The following is a 17,958-nucleotide window of genomic DNA, read 5'->3' as shown; positions in this document are numbered from 1 at the left end:
TTCCAGGGCATGATCAAATACCTCCTGATCATGCGTATTAGCCTGTAAACAATGTCCCCGGTTTGAAATGTAAACGATGTCTTCGGTTTGTACCGGGGCAAGCCCGCTCCCACAGGTTTTCCACTCGATCCTGATCAGTGATCAACCTGTGGGAGCGGGCTTGCCCCGCGAAGAGGCCGGTACTGCCTATGCAGCATCAGCAGGCCGGCGCGACCCACAAGCGGTCACCGAGCCGCTCGGCGGCGTGATGCAACAGGTCGCCGGCCATTTCCAGATCGCAGGTCAAGTCATTAACCCCCTGAGCCAGGCCCAGCGACAGCACCTTGTAGGCCGGTAGGCGGTCGATGACGGTGGGGTACTGATCCGGAGCATGGACCAGGTCGATGTGCAGGCCGTCGACCGGCAGGTTGGCGGCCAGGCCAAGGTTCGCGTCCAGGCCACCGAAGTAGGTGGTTACCAGTTTTTTCAGTGGCGCGCGCTGCAGGATGTTGTAGACGCGCTCATAGGCGTTCTTCCATGCCTGCGGCAGGTCGAGGACCAGGATCGGCTCGTCGATCTGCACCCACTCCACCCCTTGTGCGGCCAGGCGGTTGAGGATTTCGTCGTACAGCGGCAACAGGCGGTCGACCAGTTCGAGCTTGTCAAAGTCGGTGCCTTTGGTCTTGCCCAGCCACAGATAGGTCAGCGGGCCGATCACGACTGGTTTGATGGCGTGGCCGAGGGCTTTGGCTTCCTCGACTTCCTCGAACAGTTGCTCCCAGCTCAGGGCGAACTGCTGGTCGGCGATAAATTCAGGAGCCGAATAATGGTCGTCGGTGTCGAACCACGGGGCGTTGGCGCCTCGGGCCATGGCAAACAGGGTCTGCAGGGTGGGCTTGGCAGCAGCGAGGCCCTGCAAGCGCTCGGGGATCACGCCGAAGGTCAACGAGTGGGTCAACACGCGGTCGTGCCAGGCAAAGTCGCCAACCGGCAGCAGTTCGGTGCCGGCGTCTTTCTGCGCTTGCCAGCGCGCGACGCGCAGCTCACGACCCTTTTCACGCAGGCCGGCTTCGTCCAGCTCACCCTTGCAGAAGGCTTCCTGGGCTTTCTTCAGGTCGCAATCGCCGCTGATGCGCCCAAATCCCAGGTTGTGTGCCAGTGCCATGCCTTGCCCCTATCAATACATAAATGTTCGAGGACATTTTCCGGGCACGCAGGGCTTGAGACAAACTCATTAAATTTGAGATGAACCCAAGAAATCTTCATGATTGGCTTGTCCAGTTGTCTCGTTCAGAGCAGTATCCTGCGCCGTCGGACATGGCCCCACTTGCGCCCTGCAGCACAATTCCACCCTGATCAACCCAGGTATCCCCAGCCATGAGCCTGCTGAAATCGGCGCTGCACGAAAAAACTTTCGTCTGCGTCATGGAGTTCGTGCCCAAGCCTTCGGCAGAGCGCTTCGCCGCCATGGAGGCGATCATGGGCCGCGCGCAGCTGTGCGGTTGGCCGATGACCGTGGCCATTGGCGACCGTGTTGGCAGCCCGCTGGACATGTCGCCTCTGGATGCCCTGGCCAGTTTCAGCACTGCCCTCCCCGCCCTGCCCCATTTTTCCGGCAAGGACCGCGAACGCCATCACCTGCTTGCCCAGTTGCAACGCATGGATGCCGCCGGCCTCGACCAGTTGCTGCTGCTTACCGGCGACCGCCTGCCCGGCCACCAGCCCGGCGAACGCCCGGTGCGCTACCTGGAGTCGGTCGCCGCCCTGCAGATCGCCCGCCAGGCCTGCCCCCACTGGTTGCTGGGTGCCGCACTCAATCCGTTCAAATACCGCGAGGAAGAAGGCGGCGCGCAGTATTTCAAGGCCGAGAAGAAGCTCGCCGCCGGGGCAGACTTCCTTACCCTGCAACTGGGCTTCGATGCCAGCAAGCACCAGGAGGCCATGCAGTGGATGAACCGTCAGGCTGCGCCCAAGCCCATGCTGGCCTGCCTGATGAGCCTGACCCATGGCCGCGCGGCGATGCTTGGGCATGTCGCCGGGGTGACCGTCTCGCCGTCCATGCGCGCCATGCTTGAAGCCGAAACTGCTGTATCCAAGGCCTACGCCCAGGCGCGCAGTGTCGATCGCCTGGCCCTGCAGATCGTAGGCGTGAAGTTGATGGGTTATGCCGGGGTGCACCTGTCGGGAATCCATGAGCTCAAGCAGTTGCTGGCCCTGGAAACGCGCCTTGAGCATTGGCAGGCACGCATTCACTCGCTGGCTCAATGGGCCCCCGCTTGGGCCGAAAGCTGGCAAATGCCTGGCCTGCCGGCGGTGACGTTCCACCCGCCGCAAGCGGCCTGGCGCCAGGGCGAGTCGAAGGTCAACGCAAGCCGCAAAGAGAAATGGCGCTATCACCTGCTGCACGGTTTTCACGCGCTGCTGTTCAGCCGCAACAACTGGCTGAGCAAGGCCTTCGGCTGGGCTGTACGTCGCCCGCTCTGGGCCACCCGCCGCGGTGCCCGCTGGCTGCATGGCCTGGAGCGCAGCGTGAAGCGCCCGCTGCTGGGCTGCGACACCTGCGGCCGCTGCCGCCTTGAAGACACCTTGTACATCTGTCCGGAAACCTGCCCCAAGGGCCTGGCCAACGGCCCCTGCGGCGGGACCGCGCTGAACCGCTGCGAATTCGGCGACCGCGAGTGCATCCACAGCGTCAAATACCGCACCGCCAAGGGGGTACGGCAGACCGCTGTGCTCACTGAGCGGCTGATCCCGTCCATCGAAGTCGAGACTCGCCACCGTAGCTCGTGGCCGCAGTGGTTCGACGCCTCGTCACCGCGCCAGGTCAGCTCGCGGCCAGCGCCTCGAAGCCAGCCCGAATCTTCGCCTCAGGCAGCTCATCGGCAATGAACACCATCACGCTCTCGCGGCTCTCACCATCGGCCCACTCGGCGTCCCAGTCGAAGCCATAGAGTTTGAGCACGCCCTGGAATACCAGGCGGCGATCTTCCCCGGCGATGTTGAGCACGCCTTTGTAGCGCAGCAGTTGCTTGCCGTGGGTTTCCAACAGCTCGTTCATGAAATCGCTGAGGCGGTCGATGTCCAGCGGCACCTCGGTGCGCAGCACCAGGGTTGAGATGCGGTCCGGGGTGGCGGGTTTGAGCACCGGGCGCAAGGTTGGCTGCAGGTTCGCACCCAGGTCCGGGTTGAGGTTGAAACCGCGTACATCGAGCAGCTCGGCCAGGTCGATTCGGCCGTGTTCCACCACGCCAATGGCCGCACGGCCGTTGATGCGCGCCAGGCGCTCGCGCAGGGCCTGCACCGCCGCAGGCGCCACCAGATCGGTCTTGCTCAGCAGCAGGCGATCGGCAAAGCCGACCTGGGCCTGGGCGATGGTCTGGGTCAGGTGCAACTCGGCATGGGCCGCATCGACCAGGGTGATGATGCCGTCGAGGATGTAGCGGTCGCGCAAGTCTTCTTCGATGAAGAAGGTCTGCGCCACCGGCGCCGGGTCGGCGAGGCCTGTGCATTCGATCACCAGGCGGTCGAAGGCAATTTCACCGCTATCCAGGCGTTCGAGCAGCAGGTACAAGGCGCGGGTCAGGTCGCCATGGATGCTGCAACACACACAGCCGTTCGCCAGGGTCATGACCTGCACCGGCTCGTCGCCAAGCAGCTGGCTGTCGATGCCGGCCTCGCTGAACTCGTTTTCGATCACGGCGATTTTCAAGCCGTGTTCGGCCTTGAGCATGTGCTTGAGCAAGGTGGTCTTGCCGGCACCGAGAAAGCCGGTCAGGACGGTTACGGGAATAGGCGTCTGCACGCAAAATCTCCTCAAGCTGAAAATGACTGTGGGAGCCCACAGGCTCCCACAGGTTCACGCAGTGTGCCGGCTCAGCAGCACTTGGGGCCGGACTTGCCACCGTAACGCGCTTCCTGGCGTTCGCGGAAGAACGCCTCGTAGCTCATCACCGGCTTGTCCGGATGCTTGCTCTGCATGTGCTCGACATAGTTGTCGTAGTCGGGCATGCCGACCATCAGGCGGGCTGCCTGCCCCAGGTATTTACCCAGTCGACCCAGGTCGTTGAACATCGCAGCAGTCCTCTCAAGCGTCAGGCAAAGCCTGGAACGGGGTTTCCTTATCGGTGCGTTCCTTGCGGCCAAGGGCGGCATAGCCAACCTTGAGGGCGAAGAACAGCACGCTGAACACCACCAGCAGGAACAGCACGGTCAGGCCGGCGTTGGTGTAGGCGTTGTAGATCACGTGCTGCATCTGCCCGATGTCCTTGGCCGGGGCCAGCACTTGGCCAGCGTCCAGCGCGGTGCTGTACTTCTTGGCCAGGGCCAGGAAGCCAACCGCCGGGTTCGGGTCGAACAGCTTGATCAGGCCAGCAGTGGTGGTGCAGATCAACAGCCACACGGCTGGCAGCAGAGTGACCCAGACGTAGCGCTGGCGCTTCATCTTGATCAGCACCACGGTGCCCAGCATCAGGGCGATACCGGCCAGCATCTGGTTGGAGATGCCGAACAGCGGCCACAGGGTGTTGATGCCACCCAGCGGGTCGATCACGCCCTGGTACAACAGGTAGCCCCACAGCGCCACACAGCCGGCGGTGCCGATCAGGTTGGCGGTCCACGACTCGGTGCGTTTAAGCGCTGGCACGAAGCTGCCCAGCAGGTCCTGCAGCATGAAGCGGCCGGCACGGGTACCGGCGTCCACCGCAGTCAGGATGAACAGCGCCTCGAACAGGATCGCGAAGTGGTACCAGAAGGCCATGGTGTTTTCACCTGGCAGCACCTGGTGAAGGATCTGCGCGATACCCACCGCGAGGGTCGGCGCACCACCGGCACGGGCCAGGATGGTGTGTTCGCCGATGTCACGGGCGACGGCCTCGAGCTGCTCGGGACTGATAATGAAGCCCCAGCTGCTGACCGTCTGCGCCACTGAAACGACGTCAGCCCCGACCACTGCGGCCGGGCTGTTCATGGCGAAGTACACGCCTGGCTCGATGACCGAGGCAGCGACCATGGCCATGATGGCGACGAACGACTCCATCAGCATGCCGCCGTAGCCGATGTAACGGGCGTTGGTTTCGTTGTCCAGCAGCTTGGGCGTAGTCCCCGAGGAGATCAGCGCATGGAAGCCGGACACCGCACCGCAGGCGATGGTGATGAACAGGAATGGGAACAGGGTGCCCTTCCACACCGGACCCGTGCCGTCGGTGAACTGGGTCAGCGCCGGCATTTTCAGCTCGGGCATGGTCACCAGGATGCCGATGGCCAAGGCGATGATGGTGCCGATCTTGAGGAAGGTCGACAGGTAGTCACGCGGTGCCAGCACCAGCCAGACCGGCAGCACCGCGGCAACGAAGCCATAGCCCACCAGCATCCAGGTGATCTGCACGCCGGTGAAGGTGAACGCCGGGCCCCAGACCGGATCCGCGGCAATCTGGCCCCCCAGCCAGATCGACGCCAGCAGCAGCACCACGCCGACCACCGAGATCTCGCCAATGCGGCCCGGGCGGATGTAGCGCATGTAGATGCCCATGAACATCGCGATCGGGATGGTCGCCATCACCGTGAACATACCCCATGGGCTCTCGGCCAGGGCCTTGACCACGATCAGCGCCAGCACCGCGAGGATGATGATCATGATCAGGAAGCAGCCGAACAGGGCGATGGTGCCGGGTATACGGCCCATTTCTTCGCGCACCATGTCGCCCAGCGAGCGGCCATTGCGGCGGGTAGACAGGAACAGGACCATGAAGTCCTGAACCGCACCGGCTAGCACCACGCCTGCGATCAGCCACAGCGTGCCGGGCAGGTAGCCCATCTGCGCGGCGAGTACCGGGCCGACCAGGGGGCCGGCGCCGGCGATGGCAGCGAAGTGGTGGCCGAAGAGAATGTGTTTGTTGGTCGGGACGTAGTCCAGGCCGTCGTTGTTGAGCACCGCCGGTGTGGCGCGGCGAGGGTCGAGTTGCATCACCTTGGTGGCGATGAACAGGCTGTAGTAGCGATAGGCGACCAGGTAGATGGCCACCGACGCGACCACAATCCACAAGGCATTGATCGCTTCGCCGCGACGCAGGGCAACCACACCCAGCGCGCAGGCTCCTATGACTGCCAGCGCCAGCCACGGAATGTGGCGTAGCAGGCTATTATTGTTGTTCATGGTTTACTTCCAGCTGGTGGATTGGAAAGACCGCCCAACGAGTCTAGGGCGAGTCAAGACGCATTGCCACACTTGCTTTGGTCTAGAGCCTCTGCGGCCAGATTGCGGTACCTGAAAGGCGTACAGGATTAACTATAGTCAGGATCAACCTCAGAGGGCTTGCCCATGCGCCAACACGACGAACGTCGCCGTTTTCAACGCATCGACTTTGATGCCCCGACCGAACTGCGCCAGGGCGACCGCCGTTGGCCGGTAAAACTCATTGATCTGTCGCTCAAAGGCCTGCTGTTAGAGCGCCCCAAATCGTGGGATGCCGACTTGTCTCAGGATTTCGACGCGATCATCCACCTCAACCCCGAAGTCCGCGTGCAGATGCAGGTCGAACTGCGCCATGAAGAACCTTCACGCCTGGGTTTCGTCTGCCTGTACATCGACATCGAATCGATGAGTCATTTGCACCGTCTTGTGGAATTGAACGTGGCCGACAGCACCGAAATGATGCGTGAGCTGCGCCAACTCATCGAATAATGGAATCTCTTAGCTAGCTTAGATTTTTCCCACCTTGTGTTTCTTGTCTACCCAGACAGCTTCCTGCCCGGCGCCTGTGCTTTGTACACACCCATCTAGCACACTGTTTATCCACTTGGTACGCGATCTGCATTGCAGTTATCTACACACTGCAAGGCCGCTTGTGGGTGCTTCGATCAAATAATTGTATACAATTGTTGTGGCAATCATTTGTGGGAAGTGTCTACAGTAGCGGCACAACAATAAACAGCGAGCCTGCTCAATGACTACGTCCCCTAGCACGTCTCCCGCCAAGCGCCCCGAGGACGAAAACCTCGGGCTTGGCGCCAACCTGGCTTATGGTCTGCAGCATGTGTTGACCATGTATGGCGGGATCGTCGCAGTACCCCTGATCCTTGGGCAGGCCGCGGGCCTGAACGGTGCCGAGATCGGCATGTTGATCGCCGCCTCGCTGTTTGCCGGTGGCCTGGCCACGCTCCTGCAAACGCTCGGCCTGCCCTTCTTCGGGTGCCAGCTGCCGTTGGTTCAAGGGGTGTCGTTCGCCGGCGTGGCGACCATGGGGGCGATTCTCAGCAGCGAGGGCGGTGGCGGCTTGCCGGGGGTGTTGGGGGCTGTCATGGCAGCGTCGTTGATCGGCTTTTTGATCACCCCAGTGTTCTCGCGAATCACCAAGTTTTTCCCGCCGCTGGTCACCGGCATCGTCATCACCACCATCGGCCTGACCCTGATGCCCGTGGCCGCACGCTGGGTGATGGGCGGCAACAGCGCTTCGCCGGAATTTGGCAGCATGGCCAACATCGGCCTGGCGGGGCTGACCTTCGCCATCGTGCTGCTGCTGAGCAAGCTGGGCAGCGCGACCATCTCGCGGTTGTCGATCCTCCTGGCGATGGTGTGCGGCACCCTGATCGCCTGGGCGCTGGGCATGACCGACTTCAGCAAGGTCGCCGAAGGCCCGATGTTTGCCTTCCCTACCCCGTTCCACTTCGGCATGCCGACCTTCCACATCGCAGCGATTCTGTCGATGTGCATCGTGATCATGGTGACGCTGGTGGAAACCTCGGCGGACATCCTCGCCGTGGGTGAGATCATCGACACCAAGGTCGACTCCAAGCGTCTGGGCAACGGCCTGCGCGCCGACATGGCATCGAGCATCCTGGCGCCGATCTTCGGCTCTTTCACCCAGAGCGCCTTCGCCCAGAACGTCGGCCTGGTGGCCGTAACCGGGGTCAAGAGCCGCTACGTGGTGGCCACCGGTGGCGTGATCCTGGTGGTGCTCGGCCTGCTGCCGGTCATGGGCCGGGTGATTGCCGCCGTGCCAACCCCAGTCCTGGGCGGTGCTGGCATCGTGCTCTTCGGCACCGTGGCGGCCAGTGGCATTCGCACCCTGTCGAAGGTCAACTACAAGAACAACGTCAACCTGATCATCGTCGCCGCCTCACTGGGCTTCGGCATGATTCCGATTGCCGCACCCAACTTCTACCATCAGTTCCCGAACTGGTTCGAGACCATCTTCCACTCAGGCATCAGCTCGGCAGCCATCATGGCCATCCTGCTGAACTTGATCTTCAACCACTTCAAAACCGGCAACTCGGAAAACCAGTCCGTGTTCGCTGCCGCCTACGAGCGCACCATCCAGTACTCGGACATTTCCGCGCTGCGTGATGGCGATTACTTCAAGGACGGCAAGCTGTTCGATGCCGAGGGCAACGAAGTGCCGTTGCTGGAGCTGGACGAGCATGGCAATGCCACGCCGAGGCGAACGCCGGTGGCCGAGCATTGACCGCTGACTGAGCGGTAAAGAGGGGAGCCGACGCGCATCGTCGGCTCCCCTTTTTGCTTGCCTGTACCGGCCTCTTCGCGGGCAAGCCCGCTCCCACAGGCCCCCCCACAGTTCCTGATACCTGTGGAGAGCCTGTGGGAGCGGGCTTGCCCGCGAAGAAGTCAGTACAGTCTGTGAATTACTCGAACAAAGCATCCAGCGCTTGTTCCAGGCGAGTCACGGCAATCACCTGCAACCCCGCCGGGGGGTCCTTCGGTGCATTGCCCTTGGGCACGATCGCGCGCTTGAAGCCATGCTTGGCCGCTTCTTTCAAACGCTCCTGCCCGCTGGGCACCGGCCGCACTTCGCCGGAGAGGCCGATTTCACCGAACACCAGCAGCCCATGGGCCAAGGGCCGGTTACGCAGGCTGGACATCACCGCCGCCAGCAACGCCAGGTCGGATGCGGTTTCCAACACCTTGACCCCACCCACCACGTTGAGGAACACGTCCTGGTCATGGGTGGGAATGCCGCCATGCCGGTGCAGCACCGCCAGCAGCATGGCCAGGCGGTTCTGGTCCAGGCCCAGGGTGACCCGTCGCGGGTTGGCCAGGTGGCTATCGTCGACCAGCGCCTGCACCTCCACCAGCATCGGCCGGGTACCTTCCCAGGTGGCCATGACCACGCTGCCCGGCACTTCTTCCTGGGCGCGGTTGAGAAAAATCGCTGACGGGTTGGATACTTCTTTGAGGCCACGGTCGGTCATGCCGAACACACCCAGCTCGTTGATCGCACCGAAGCGATTCTTCACCGCCCGCAGCAGACGCAGGCGGCCGTCGGACTCGCCCTCGAAATACAGCACGGTATCAACCATGTGTTCCAGCACGCGCGGGCCGGCCAGCGAGCCTTCCTTGGTGACGTGGCCGACCAGGAAAATCGCCGTGCCGCTCTGCTTGGCATAGCGCACCAGCAGCGCCGCGCTCTCGCGCACCTGAGCGACCCCGCCGGGTGCCGACTGCAGTTGTTCGGTGAAAATGGTCTGGATCGAGTCGATCACCATGACCCGGGGTTTTTCCTGGCGCGCCGTGGCGATGATGGTCTCGATGCAGGTCTCGGTCATTACCTTCAGCTGATCCTGCGGCAGGCCCAGGCGCCGCGAGCGCATGGCCACCTGCTGTTGCGACTCCTCGCCCGTGACGTACAGCGCCGGCATGCCCACGGCGATATTGCACAAGGTCTGCAGCAGGATGGTCGATTTGCCGATGCCGGGGTCGCCGCCGATCAGCACCACCGAACCGTCGACCAGGCCACCTCCCAGCACGCGATCGAGTTCGGCGCTGCTGGTGGTGAACCGAGGAATTTCCTCAACACTGACTTCGGCCAGGGTCTTGATCTGCGCCTGTTGCCCGGCCCAGCCGGTGCGCCCGCTGGGCGCCGCTGCACCACCGCTTTCGATCATGGTTTCGACCAGGGTATTCCAGGCGCCGCATTCGCCACACTGTCCGGCCCATTTAGGGAAGGTCGCGCCACATTCAGTGCAGCCATACAAACGCTTGGCCTTGGCCATGGGCAGGGTCTCCTGGAAAAAGTTGCCATGATAGCCGACGCAGACGTGTCTCGAACGCGCCGGGATGCGACAAAACTATTCGATCTAAGCGCAGTCACTACCCCTGTACGCCACGCATGAAGCGTTTTAGTGGCTTACACTGGCTTAACCTCACCATTTGTTACAAAGGAATCGAACATGGGCATGATCAGTGAGTTCAAGGCCTTCGCGGTCAAAGGCAATGTCGTCGACATGGCGGTCGGTATCATCATCGGCGCCGCCTTCGGCAAGATCGTCTCGTCTTTCGTCGGTGACGTGATCATGCCGCCATTGGGGCTGTTGATCGGCGGTGTCGACTTCAGTGACCTGGCCATTACCCTGAAGGCGGCCGAAGGCGATGTCCCGGCCGTGGTATTGGCTTACGGGAAATTCATCCAGACCATCATCGACTTCGTGATCGTGGCGTTCGCCATCTTCATGGGCGTGAAAGCGATCAACCGCCTGAAACGCGAAGAGGCCGTTGCTCCGAGCGTGCCCCCTGCGCCGACGCCTCAGGAAACCCTGTTGACCGAGATTCGCGACCTGCTCAAGACGCAGAACCAGAATCGCCTGCCGTAAAATGATCAGGGGCGCGTTGCGCCCCCTGTATCACCAGTAGTTTTCTACCGCCACCTGCCCCGGCCGCTTGCTCAAGCTCAACTGCAGGTCACGCGCTTTAAGCACTTTGCGGGTTTCGTCGATCATCTCCGGGTTACCGCAAAGCATGATCCGCGAGTGCTCGGGCGAAAACGCCAGCCCTGCCACTTTCTCCAGTTCGCCGTTCTCGATCAGCGTGGTGATGCGCGCATTCAGTGCGCCCGGGTGCTGCTCCCGGGTGACGACCGGAATGAACTGCAGTTTGCCGGCGAACTCGGCCAGGTACTCACGCTGTTCCAACCCGGCAATGTCGTCCACATAAGCGAGCTCGTTGGCCTCGCGCACCGAATACACCAATTTGATGTTGTCAAAGCGTTCCCAGGCTTCGAAGTCCTGCAGGATCGACATGAACGGCGCAATGCCGGTACCGGTCGCCAGCAGCCACAGGTCGCGACCACCGACGAAGCGATCGAGGGTCAGGAAGCCGAATGCCTGACGGTCGATGAGCAGCGAATCCCCCTCGCCCAGGCGGCTCAGCTCACTGGTGAACTCGCCACCCGGCACCACGATGGAAAAGAAGTCCAGGTGTTCGTCATGCGGCGCGCTGACCATCGAGTAGGCTCGCCAGACCACACTGCCATCGGCCTTGGTCACGCCCAGCCGGGCGAACTGGCCGGCGCGGAAGCGAAAACCCGTGTCGCGCGTCACCCGCAGGCTGAACAGGTTCGGCGTCAAAGGCTGGACGTCGAGCAGCGTCTGGCGGGTAAACTTGTCGGCACTTGCGGTCATGATCGGCTTCCTGAATGGCGTGCGTACAGTGTCGCGCAAAGCAGCGCAGATAAAAACCGCTGGAGTGTAGGGTCACCGCTGGACTATCGTCTCGGTTTTATGGAAAACCTGATTGCTATAACAAAAAATCCCTACGCTATACTCGGTCTTTTCCTACAATCTTCCGGGTATGCAAACGGATTGGATCCGCAACCCCGAGGGAGTCTGACAGATGCTTCAATGGAATCATGAGCATCTTCACCGGTTGATCACCGAGAGCACGCCGCAAAGCGTGTTCGATCTCGCGGTGCACCTGGCACAAGACATGGACATGGAATTTCTGGGCTTGAAGCTGCGCATTCAGCTGGCTGCCCAGTCCCCCAAGCTCTACCTCTACAGCAACTATCCGGTTGCATGGATCGAGCGCTACCAGCGCGACGAGTTCTACAAACAGGACGCAGCAGCCAGCCGTAGCCATGCCTCGACCATGCCGGTGCTGTGGACCGACGACCTGTACCGCGAAGTGCCGCAGTTTCGCGAGCAAGCCTGCCAGCATGGCCTGCGCCATGGCTGGACTCAGTCGCTGCACGACCTGCAGCACAACGAAAGCCAGGTCAGCGTCGCCAGACCTGTCGGCGAAATCAGTATCGCCGAGCTCTACGACAAGGCCGGCAAAGTGCAGTGGCTGTGCCATACCCTGCACGCGATCATCAGCGAACATCACTTGGCCCGGCTCAGCTCGCCCCAGCTCAGAATGAGCGAGCGCGAAATCGAAGTGCTGAAATGGTCGGCTGCTGGCAAGACCGCGGCCGATGTCGCCTGCATTCTGTCGCTGTCGCAAAACACGGTGAACTTCCATATCCGCAGCGTCATTACCAAAACCAATGCCGCCAACAAGGCCGGAGCCATCGCCATCGCCATGATGCGCGGCCTGATCGATCAATAGCCAGGCCTGCGACCTTCGGCAAAGCCCTGTAGAATCGCCGGCCAAAGCTCGTGGCGATCCGCGACGGGCAGATCCGTACCCGAGCCAGACGCCATGCCCCTGTTGACCACCCCCTATGCCGAACTCGACCTGATCCGCCAGCCGGACCAGGCCAACGACCCGCTGCAGGCCTTCGATGCCGCCGATGAATACCTGCTCGAACAGTTGCATGGGCAGCAACTGGCTGCCGATAGCCGCGTCCTGGTGCTCAATGACAGCTTCGGTGCCCTGGCTGCCAGCCTGGTCGGCCACGTGTCGGTGGTCAGCAGCGGTGATTCGCACCTGGCCCACCTGGCCCTGGAAAAAAACCTCGCGCGCAACGGCCAAGCATTCGACAGCGTACCGTTCGTGCCGGCCAGCGAGCACTGGCAGGGCCCGTTCGATCGCGTGCTGGTGCGCGTGCCTAAGACCTTGGCCCTGCTCGAAGAGCAGTTGATCCGCCTGCAAGGCCACCTGGCTCCAGGTGCCCTGGTGATCGCCGGGGCCATGATCAAGCACCTGCCGCGTGCGGCGGGCGATCTGCTGGAAAAGTACATCGGCCCGGTGCAGGCCTCGCTGGCACAGAAAAAGGCACGCCTGCTAACCGCCACCGTTGCCGAGCGCCCTGCCGCGCGCTCGCCCTACCCGACCCGCTATCAACTGGACACGCCGGCACTGGAACTGCTCAACCATGCCAACGTGTTCTGCCGCGACGACCTGGACATCGGTACCCGGGCGTTCCTCCCTCACCTGCCACGCGGCCTGGGTAACGCACGCGTGGCCGACCTGGGTTGTGGCAATGGCGTGCTGGGAATCGCCAGCGCGCTGGCCAACCCCGAGGCGCATTACACCCTGGTCGACGAGTCCTACATGGCAGTGCAATCGGCGCAGGAGAATTGGCGGGCCGCGCTGGGCGAGCGAGAGGTGACGCTACTGGCGGGTGATGGCCTGGCCGGGGTGGAAAAGCAGTCGCTGGACGTAGTGCTGTGCAACCCGCCGTTCCACCAGCAGCAGGTGGTGGGCGACTTCCTCGCCTGGCGCATGTTCCAGCAGGCGCGTGAGGCGCTGGTGGTGGGCGGTGCGTTGTACATCGTCGGCAACCGCCACCTGGGTTATCACAGCAAGCTGGCGCGCTTGTTCCGGGGAGTTGAACAAGTGGCGGCGACACCGAAGTTCGTGATCCTCAAGGCCCGCAAGTAAGTAAATGGGGCTGCTTTGCAGCCCATTCGCGGGCAAGCCCGCTCCCACTGGTACGGCGCCGCTCTCGAAAGTTGCGCTGTAACTGTGGGAGCGGGCTTGCCCGCGAATGGGGCACGAAGCGTGCCCCTTGCATTGTCAGTGAGTGGTCAGGCCCGCCGCGCCCATGAACAACCGCATCACATAAGCGGCCACCCCCAGCGCCGCCACGCTCATCGCCCAGATCAGCAGCAGCCAGCCCAGCCGCTGCCAAAGGGGTTTTTTCTCTTCAAGGCCATGTTTGCCTGTCATCATGCGCCCCTCCTAGTGATAGCCGTCTTCGTGGGTAACCTTGCCGCGGAATACGTAGTAGCTCCAGAAGGTATACCCCAGGATGAACGGCAGGATGAACAACGTGCCCACCAGCATGAAGCCCTGGCTTTGCGGCGGTGCGGCGGCATCCCAGATCGAGATCGACGGTGGGATGATGTTCGGCCACAAGCTGATGCCCAGGCCGCTGTAGCCAAGGAAGATCAGCACCAGCGTCAGCAGGAACGGCGTGTAATGAGCATTGCGCGCTACCGCCTTGAGCAACCCGTAGAAGGTCACCAGCACCAGGATCGGCACCGGCATGAACCAGATCAGATTGGGCATGCTGAACCAGCGGTCGGCGATCATCGGGTAGGCGATAGGCGTCCACAAGCTGACGATGCCGATCACCGCCAGCAGCACCAGCGCCAATGGCCTGGCCAGGCCATGCATCTGTTTCTGCAGCGGCCCTTCGGTCTTCATGATCAGCCAGGTGCAGCCCAGCAGGGTATAGGCAACGATGAGGCCCAAGCCGCTGTAAATGCTGAACGGGGTCAGCCAGTCGAGCGTGCCGCCGGCGTAATGCCGGTCGACCACTTTGAAGCCCTCGATGAACGCACCCAGAGCAACACCCTGGAAGAAGGTCGCCACCAGCGACCCGCCGATGAATGCCTTGTCCCAGATATGGCGCTTCTCATCCTTGGCCTTGAACCGGAACTCGAAGGCCACGCCACGAAAAATCAGGCCGATCAGCATGAGCATCAACGGTAGGTACAAGGCTTCGAGCACCACCGAATAGGCCATGGGAAAGGCCCCGAACAGCCCAGCACCACCCAGCACCAGCCAGGTTTCGTTGCCGTCCCACACCGGCGCAACCGTGTTCATCATCACGTCGCGGTCACGCTCGCCCTTGACGAAGGGGAAGAGCATGCCGATCCCCAGGTCGAAACCATCCATCACCACGTACATCATCACGCCAAAGATGATGATCACAGCCCAGATCAGCGGAAGGTCGATACCCATGGCTCAGTTCTCCTTGCTCAGGCTGGGCGTGTTGGCCTCGCGGCCATCATCGGCGGCCGACAATGGCCGGGCCGGCGTACGTTTCTGTCCGGGCCCGCCCGGCGTGTGCTCATCGCCCTCGCCGGTTTTCGGCCCTTTGCGCACCAGGCGCATCATGTAACCCAGGCCCGTGCCGAACAGCGCGAAGTACACCACCACGAACGCCACCAGGGTGAAGCCGAGCTGTGCATAACTGTGGTTGGAAACCCCTTCGGACGTGCGCATCAGGCCGTACACCACCCACGGTTGGCGGCCGATTTCGGTGGTGAACCAGCCGGCCAGGATGGCTATAAGGCCGGATGGGCCCATCCACAGGGTCAGGTACAGGAACGGCCGTGAACTGTAGAGCGTGCCGCGCTTGCGCAGCCACAGGCTCCACAGGCCGACGAAGATCATCAGGAAGCCGAGCCCGACCATGACTCGGAACGACCAGAACACGATGGTCGAGTTGGGCCGGTCCTCGGGCGGGAACTCCTTCATCGCCGGCACCTGTTTATCCAGGCTGTGGGTCAGGATCAGGCTGCCAAGCGCCGGTATTTCGACCTTGAAGTGGGTGGTCTCGGCTTTCATGTCTGGGATGCCGAACAGGATCAACGGCGTAGGCTCGCCGGGCACGTTCTCCCAATGGCCTTCGATCGCGGCAATCTTCACCGGCTGGTGCTTGAGGGTGTTGAGGCCATGGAAATCGCCGATCACTGCCTGCACCGGCGCCACGATCAGCGCCATCCACATGGCCATCGACAGCATCTTGCGCACAGCCGGGTTGTCGCGCCCGCGCAACAGGTGCCAGGCGGCCGAGGCGCCGACGAAGAACGCCGTGGCGACGAACGCGGCCGTGGCCATGTGCATCAGGCGGTAGGGGAATGACGGGTTGAAAATCACCGCCAGCCAGTCCACCGGGACCACGCGGCCGTCGATGATTTCATGGCCTTGCGGGGTCTGCATCCAGCTGTTGGAGGCGAGGATCCAGAAGGTCGACACCAGCGTACCCAGTGCCACCATTACCGTGGCGAAGAAGTGCAGGCCACGGCCCACACGGTTCCAGCCAAACAGCATGACGCCGAGGAAGCCCGCTTCAAGGAAGAATGCGGTCAGCACTTCATACGTCAGCAAAGGGCCGGTGACGGCACCGGCAAAGTCGGAGAAACGGCTCCAGTTGGTGCCGAATTGATAGGCCATGACCAGGCCGGAGACCACGCCCATGCCGAAGTTGACGGCGAAGATCTTCGACCAGAAGTGATACAGGTCACGGTAGACCTGCTCGTGGGTCCTCAACCAAAGGCCTTCGAGGACTGCCAGGTAGCTGGCGAGGCCAATGGTGATGGCCGGGAACAGGATGTGGAACGACACGGTAAAGGCAAACTGAATTCGGGCGAGCTCTAGGGCTTCTATTCCGAACATGGTGCTTCCTCTTCAGATAATCCGGCTTCCGGGCTTGTGGCCCCGTTGCCCACTGCCCCCACGTTTCAGTCGAGTGCGGCACATTGGAATTGTTCTGTTCGATCGCAGGGATTTCAGCCCACAGGCCAATTCGTTGCTTCTGGAACGATTGATCCAGATCAACGATTGCTAGGAAGCATAGTCTCGAATGGCCCGCCGGGCCGTGTGGTTGATTGCCGCGTGACCTGTTGCCCCACCCACTGTTCGCAAGGCTGAAAAAGTGCCGATCACGGCAAACAGTAACGGCTTGTTACAAACAGATGATACGCTGCCGACCCCTCTACTGCGCCGAGGCCACAGGCTTACGATGTCCGAATCAGCACCGCAGTTGTTGCGCCATCACCGCCCCTTCGTGGCCTTCTGGCTGGCCCGGGTCTTCACCGCCAGCGGCTTCCAGATGCTCACTGTGGCGATTGGCTGGCACCTCTATCAACTCACTGGCAATGTGCTCGACCTGGGCCTGGTCGGCCTGGTCGAGTTCGCCCCGCGGGTGTTATTCATGCTGCACACCGGGCATGTCGCCGACCGCTATGACAGGCGCAAGGTCGCTGCCCTGTGCCAGTCCCTGCAAGGGCTGATCGCACTGGCCCTGGTCCTGGGCAGTGCCACCGACAACGTCAGCCGCGAGCTGATTTTCGTGCTGGCGTTCCTGCTGGGCGCCACTCGCTCGTTCGAAATGCCCGCCACCCAGGCGCTGCTGCCCAACGTAGTGCCGCCGGGGCTGTTTCCACGTGCCGTGGCAGCGTCCGCCTCGGCGACCCAGGCGGCAACCATCGTCGCTCCGGCCGTGGGTGGTTTCCTCTACGCCTTCGGCAGCATTTGGGTGTATGGCCCTACCGTGGCGCTGTATGCGCTTGCCTGTGTGCTGATGCTGAGCCTGGATTCGCGCCAGCAAGTGCCCCAACGCGGGCGCGCCAGCCTGGAGTCGCTGCTGGCCGGGATCCGCTTCATCCGCAGCCGGCCAGACATTCTCGGGGCTATTTCGCTCGACCTGTTCGCCGTGCTGCTGGGCGGTGCCACTGCACTCTTGCCGGTGTTCGCCAAGGACATCCTGCTCACCGGCCCGTGGGGCCTGGGCCTACTGCGCTCGGCGCCGGCAGTGGGGGCATTGCTGATGTCGCTGTGGCTGGCGCGCTTCCCGGTGGAACGCAAGGTCGGACGCATCATGTTCACGGCGGTCGGGGTGTTCGGCGTGGCGACCATCGCCTTCGGCCTGTCGACCTCGTTCTGGTTCTCGCTGGCGGTGCTGGTGGTGCTGGGCGCGGCGGACATGATCAGCATGGTGATCCGTGGCGCCTTCGTACAACTGGAGACGCCGGACGAGATGCGTGGCCGGGTCAGCGCAGTGAATGGCCTGTTCATCGGTGCCTCAAATCAGCTCGGCGAGTTCGAGTCCGGGGTTACCGCGCACTGGTTTGGTACGGTGCCGGCGGTGGTGCTCGGCGGTGTCGGTACCTTGCTGGTGACCGGGGTGTGGATAAAGCTGTTCCCGACCTTGGCCAACCGGGATCGTCTGCACAACGGCTGACATTGCCATTCCCCTTACCCAACGGCCATAGGCCCCCGCCAGTCATGCTGGTATGATGCGCGGCTTTTTTCCTCCCCACACAAAACCACGGCATCCGGTACGGTCTGTGCTT

Annotated in this window: 15 protein-coding genes and 1 pseudogene; 7 read left to right on the top strand and 9 right to left on the bottom strand. The window is 62.3% G+C overall.

Going from position 1 to position 17,958, the window contains the following annotated elements; translation table 11 throughout:
* Positions 1 to 199: 199 nt before the first annotated feature.
* Positions 200 to 1,144, bottom strand: a pseudogene (locus ACZ6YA_RS24860) (5-methyltetrahydropteroyltriglutamate--homocysteine S-methyltransferase); the annotation flags it as partial.
* Positions 1,145 to 1,356: 212 nt separating this feature from the next.
* Here ACZ6YA_RS24860 and ACZ6YA_RS24855 point away from each other — a divergent pair.
* Positions 1,357 to 2,868: a methylenetetrahydrofolate reductase C-terminal domain-containing protein gene (locus tag ACZ6YA_RS24855; RefSeq protein WP_465900260.1), complete on the top strand. Its 1,512-nt coding sequence runs from the start codon at positions 1,357 to 1,359 to the stop codon at positions 2,866 to 2,868.
* On the opposite strand, the gene yjiA is transcribed toward ACZ6YA_RS24855, so the two are convergent.
* The 3 genes from yjiA to ACZ6YA_RS24840 all read right to left on the bottom strand — a co-directional run bounded on the left by yjiA (position 2,804) and on the right by ACZ6YA_RS24840 (position 6,130).
* Entirely contained in the window at positions 2,804 to 3,781 is a 978-nt protein-coding gene (gene yjiA / locus ACZ6YA_RS24850; protein ID WP_465900258.1) for a GTPase, read from the bottom strand. The genes ACZ6YA_RS24855 and yjiA overlap by 65 nt on opposite strands.
* A gap of 71 nt (positions 3,782 to 3,852) precedes the next feature.
* Entirely contained in the window at positions 3,853 to 4,050 is a 198-nt protein-coding gene (locus tag ACZ6YA_RS24845) for a YbdD/YjiX family protein (RefSeq protein ID WP_400804855.1), read from the bottom strand.
* A 13-nt stretch (positions 4,051 to 4,063) separates the two neighbouring features.
* Positions 4,064 to 6,130 (bottom strand): carbon starvation CstA family protein, encoded by a 2,067-nt coding sequence (locus ACZ6YA_RS24840; RefSeq protein WP_465900256.1) that lies wholly within the window; start codon positions 6,128 to 6,130, stop codon positions 4,064 to 4,066.
* A 165-nt stretch (positions 6,131 to 6,295) separates the two neighbouring features.
* Here ACZ6YA_RS24840 and ACZ6YA_RS24835 point away from each other — a divergent pair, with 165 nt between their 5' ends.
* Entirely contained in the window at positions 6,296 to 6,658 is a 363-nt protein-coding gene (locus ACZ6YA_RS24835) for a PilZ domain-containing protein (RefSeq protein ID WP_465900255.1), read from the top strand.
* A 262-nt stretch (positions 6,659 to 6,920) separates the two neighbouring features.
* Complete coding sequence (locus ACZ6YA_RS24830; RefSeq protein WP_403134585.1) at positions 6,921 to 8,438, top strand: nucleobase:cation symporter-2 family protein; 1,518 nt, start codon at positions 6,921 to 6,923, stop codon at positions 8,436 to 8,438.
* 178 nt (positions 8,439 to 8,616) lie between these two features.
* On the opposite strand, the gene radA is transcribed toward ACZ6YA_RS24830, so the two are convergent.
* On the bottom strand, positions 8,617 to 9,984 hold the full coding sequence (gene radA / locus ACZ6YA_RS24825; RefSeq protein ID WP_400804845.1) for a DNA repair protein RadA: 1,368 nt from the start codon (positions 9,982 to 9,984) through the stop codon (positions 8,617 to 8,619).
* A 177-nt stretch (positions 9,985 to 10,161) separates the two neighbouring features.
* Between radA and mscL the strand changes: the two genes are divergently transcribed.
* Positions 10,162 to 10,581, top strand: coding sequence for a large-conductance mechanosensitive channel protein MscL (gene mscL, locus ACZ6YA_RS24820; RefSeq protein ID WP_465900252.1), 420 nt, complete (start codon positions 10,162 to 10,164; stop codon positions 10,579 to 10,581).
* 30 nt (positions 10,582 to 10,611) lie between these two features.
* Here mscL and ACZ6YA_RS24815 read toward each other — a convergent pair whose 3' ends face one another.
* Positions 10,612 to 11,388 (bottom strand): ferredoxin--NADP reductase, encoded by a 777-nt coding sequence (locus ACZ6YA_RS24815; protein ID WP_465900251.1) that lies wholly within the window; start codon positions 11,386 to 11,388, stop codon positions 10,612 to 10,614.
* 211 nt (positions 11,389 to 11,599) lie between these two features.
* Between ACZ6YA_RS24815 and ACZ6YA_RS24810 the strand changes: the two genes are divergently transcribed.
* Positions 11,600 to 12,313, top strand: a complete 714-nt coding sequence (locus ACZ6YA_RS24810) for an autoinducer binding domain-containing protein (protein WP_465900249.1) — start codon at positions 11,600 to 11,602, stop codon at positions 12,311 to 12,313.
* A gap of 93 nt (positions 12,314 to 12,406) precedes the next feature.
* Positions 12,407 to 13,531, top strand: a complete 1,125-nt coding sequence (locus ACZ6YA_RS24805; protein WP_465900247.1) for a methyltransferase — start codon at positions 12,407 to 12,409, stop codon at positions 13,529 to 13,531.
* Positions 13,532 to 13,666: 135 nt separating this feature from the next.
* Here ACZ6YA_RS24805 and ACZ6YA_RS24800 read toward each other — a convergent pair whose 3' ends face one another.
* From ACZ6YA_RS24800 to ACZ6YA_RS24790, 3 genes are read right to left on the bottom strand one after another with little or no spacing between them, the layout of a single operon-like run.
* Positions 13,667 to 13,822: a DUF2474 domain-containing protein gene (locus ACZ6YA_RS24800; RefSeq protein WP_081663495.1), complete on the bottom strand. Its 156-nt coding sequence runs from the start codon at positions 13,820 to 13,822 to the stop codon at positions 13,667 to 13,669.
* A 9-nt stretch (positions 13,823 to 13,831) separates the two neighbouring features.
* Positions 13,832 to 14,839, bottom strand: a complete 1,008-nt coding sequence (cydB, locus tag ACZ6YA_RS24795; protein ID WP_465900244.1) for a cytochrome d ubiquinol oxidase subunit II — start codon at positions 14,837 to 14,839, stop codon at positions 13,832 to 13,834.
* A 3-nt stretch (positions 14,840 to 14,842) separates the two neighbouring features.
* Complete coding sequence (locus tag ACZ6YA_RS24790) at positions 14,843 to 16,279, bottom strand: cytochrome ubiquinol oxidase subunit I (RefSeq protein WP_465900242.1); 1,437 nt, start codon at positions 16,277 to 16,279, stop codon at positions 14,843 to 14,845.
* A gap of 346 nt (positions 16,280 to 16,625) precedes the next feature.
* Here ACZ6YA_RS24790 and ACZ6YA_RS24785 point away from each other — a divergent pair, with 346 nt between their 5' ends.
* On the top strand, positions 16,626 to 17,846 hold the full coding sequence (locus tag ACZ6YA_RS24785) for an MFS transporter (protein ID WP_465900240.1): 1,221 nt from the start codon (positions 16,626 to 16,628) through the stop codon (positions 17,844 to 17,846).
* The last annotated feature ends 112 nt before the right edge of the window (positions 17,847 to 17,958 follow it).

Source organism: Pseudomonas sp. NPDC090752 (assembly GCF_055584805.1).
The sequence above is the reverse complement of the archived record's forward strand: the minus strand, read 5'-3'. Positions and strand labels throughout refer to the sequence as shown.

What these genes read in the sequence shown, in the direction of transcription:
- ACZ6YA_RS24855 (WP_465900260.1), top strand. Translation starts at nt 1,357, where the DNA reads ATGAGCCTGCTGAAATCGGCGCTGCACGAAAAAACTTTCGTCTGCGTC.
- ACZ6YA_RS24845 (WP_400804855.1), bottom strand. Translation starts at nt 4,050, where the DNA reads ATGTTCAACGACCTGGGTCGACTGGGTAAATACCTGGGGCAGGCAGCC.
- ACZ6YA_RS24840 (WP_465900256.1), bottom strand. Translation starts at nt 6,130, where the DNA reads ATGAACAACAATAATAGCCTGCTACGCCACATTCCGTGGCTGGCGCTG.
- ACZ6YA_RS24835 (WP_465900255.1), top strand. Translation starts at nt 6,296, where the DNA reads ATGCGCCAACACGACGAACGTCGCCGTTTTCAACGCATCGACTTTGAT.
- ACZ6YA_RS24830 (WP_403134585.1), top strand. Translation starts at nt 6,921, where the DNA reads ATGACTACGTCCCCTAGCACGTCTCCCGCCAAGCGCCCCGAGGACGAA.
- radA (WP_400804845.1), bottom strand. Translation starts at nt 9,984, where the DNA reads ATGGCCAAGGCCAAGCGTTTGTATGGCTGCACTGAATGTGGCGCGACC.
- mscL (WP_465900252.1), top strand. Translation starts at nt 10,162, where the DNA reads ATGGGCATGATCAGTGAGTTCAAGGCCTTCGCGGTCAAAGGCAATGTC.
- ACZ6YA_RS24815 (WP_465900251.1), bottom strand. Translation starts at nt 11,388, where the DNA reads ATGACCGCAAGTGCCGACAAGTTTACCCGCCAGACGCTGCTCGACGTC.
- ACZ6YA_RS24810 (WP_465900249.1), top strand. Translation starts at nt 11,600, where the DNA reads ATGCTTCAATGGAATCATGAGCATCTTCACCGGTTGATCACCGAGAGC.
- ACZ6YA_RS24805 (WP_465900247.1), top strand. Translation starts at nt 12,407, where the DNA reads ATGCCCCTGTTGACCACCCCCTATGCCGAACTCGACCTGATCCGCCAG.
- ACZ6YA_RS24800 (WP_081663495.1), bottom strand. Translation starts at nt 13,822, where the DNA reads ATGATGACAGGCAAACATGGCCTTGAAGAGAAAAAACCCCTTTGGCAG.
- cydB (WP_465900244.1), bottom strand. Translation starts at nt 14,839, where the DNA reads ATGGGTATCGACCTTCCGCTGATCTGGGCTGTGATCATCATCTTTGGC.
- ACZ6YA_RS24790 (WP_465900242.1), bottom strand. Translation starts at nt 16,279, where the DNA reads ATGTTCGGAATAGAAGCCCTAGAGCTCGCCCGAATTCAGTTTGCCTTT.
- ACZ6YA_RS24785 (WP_465900240.1), top strand. Translation starts at nt 16,626, where the DNA reads ATGTCCGAATCAGCACCGCAGTTGTTGCGCCATCACCGCCCCTTCGTG.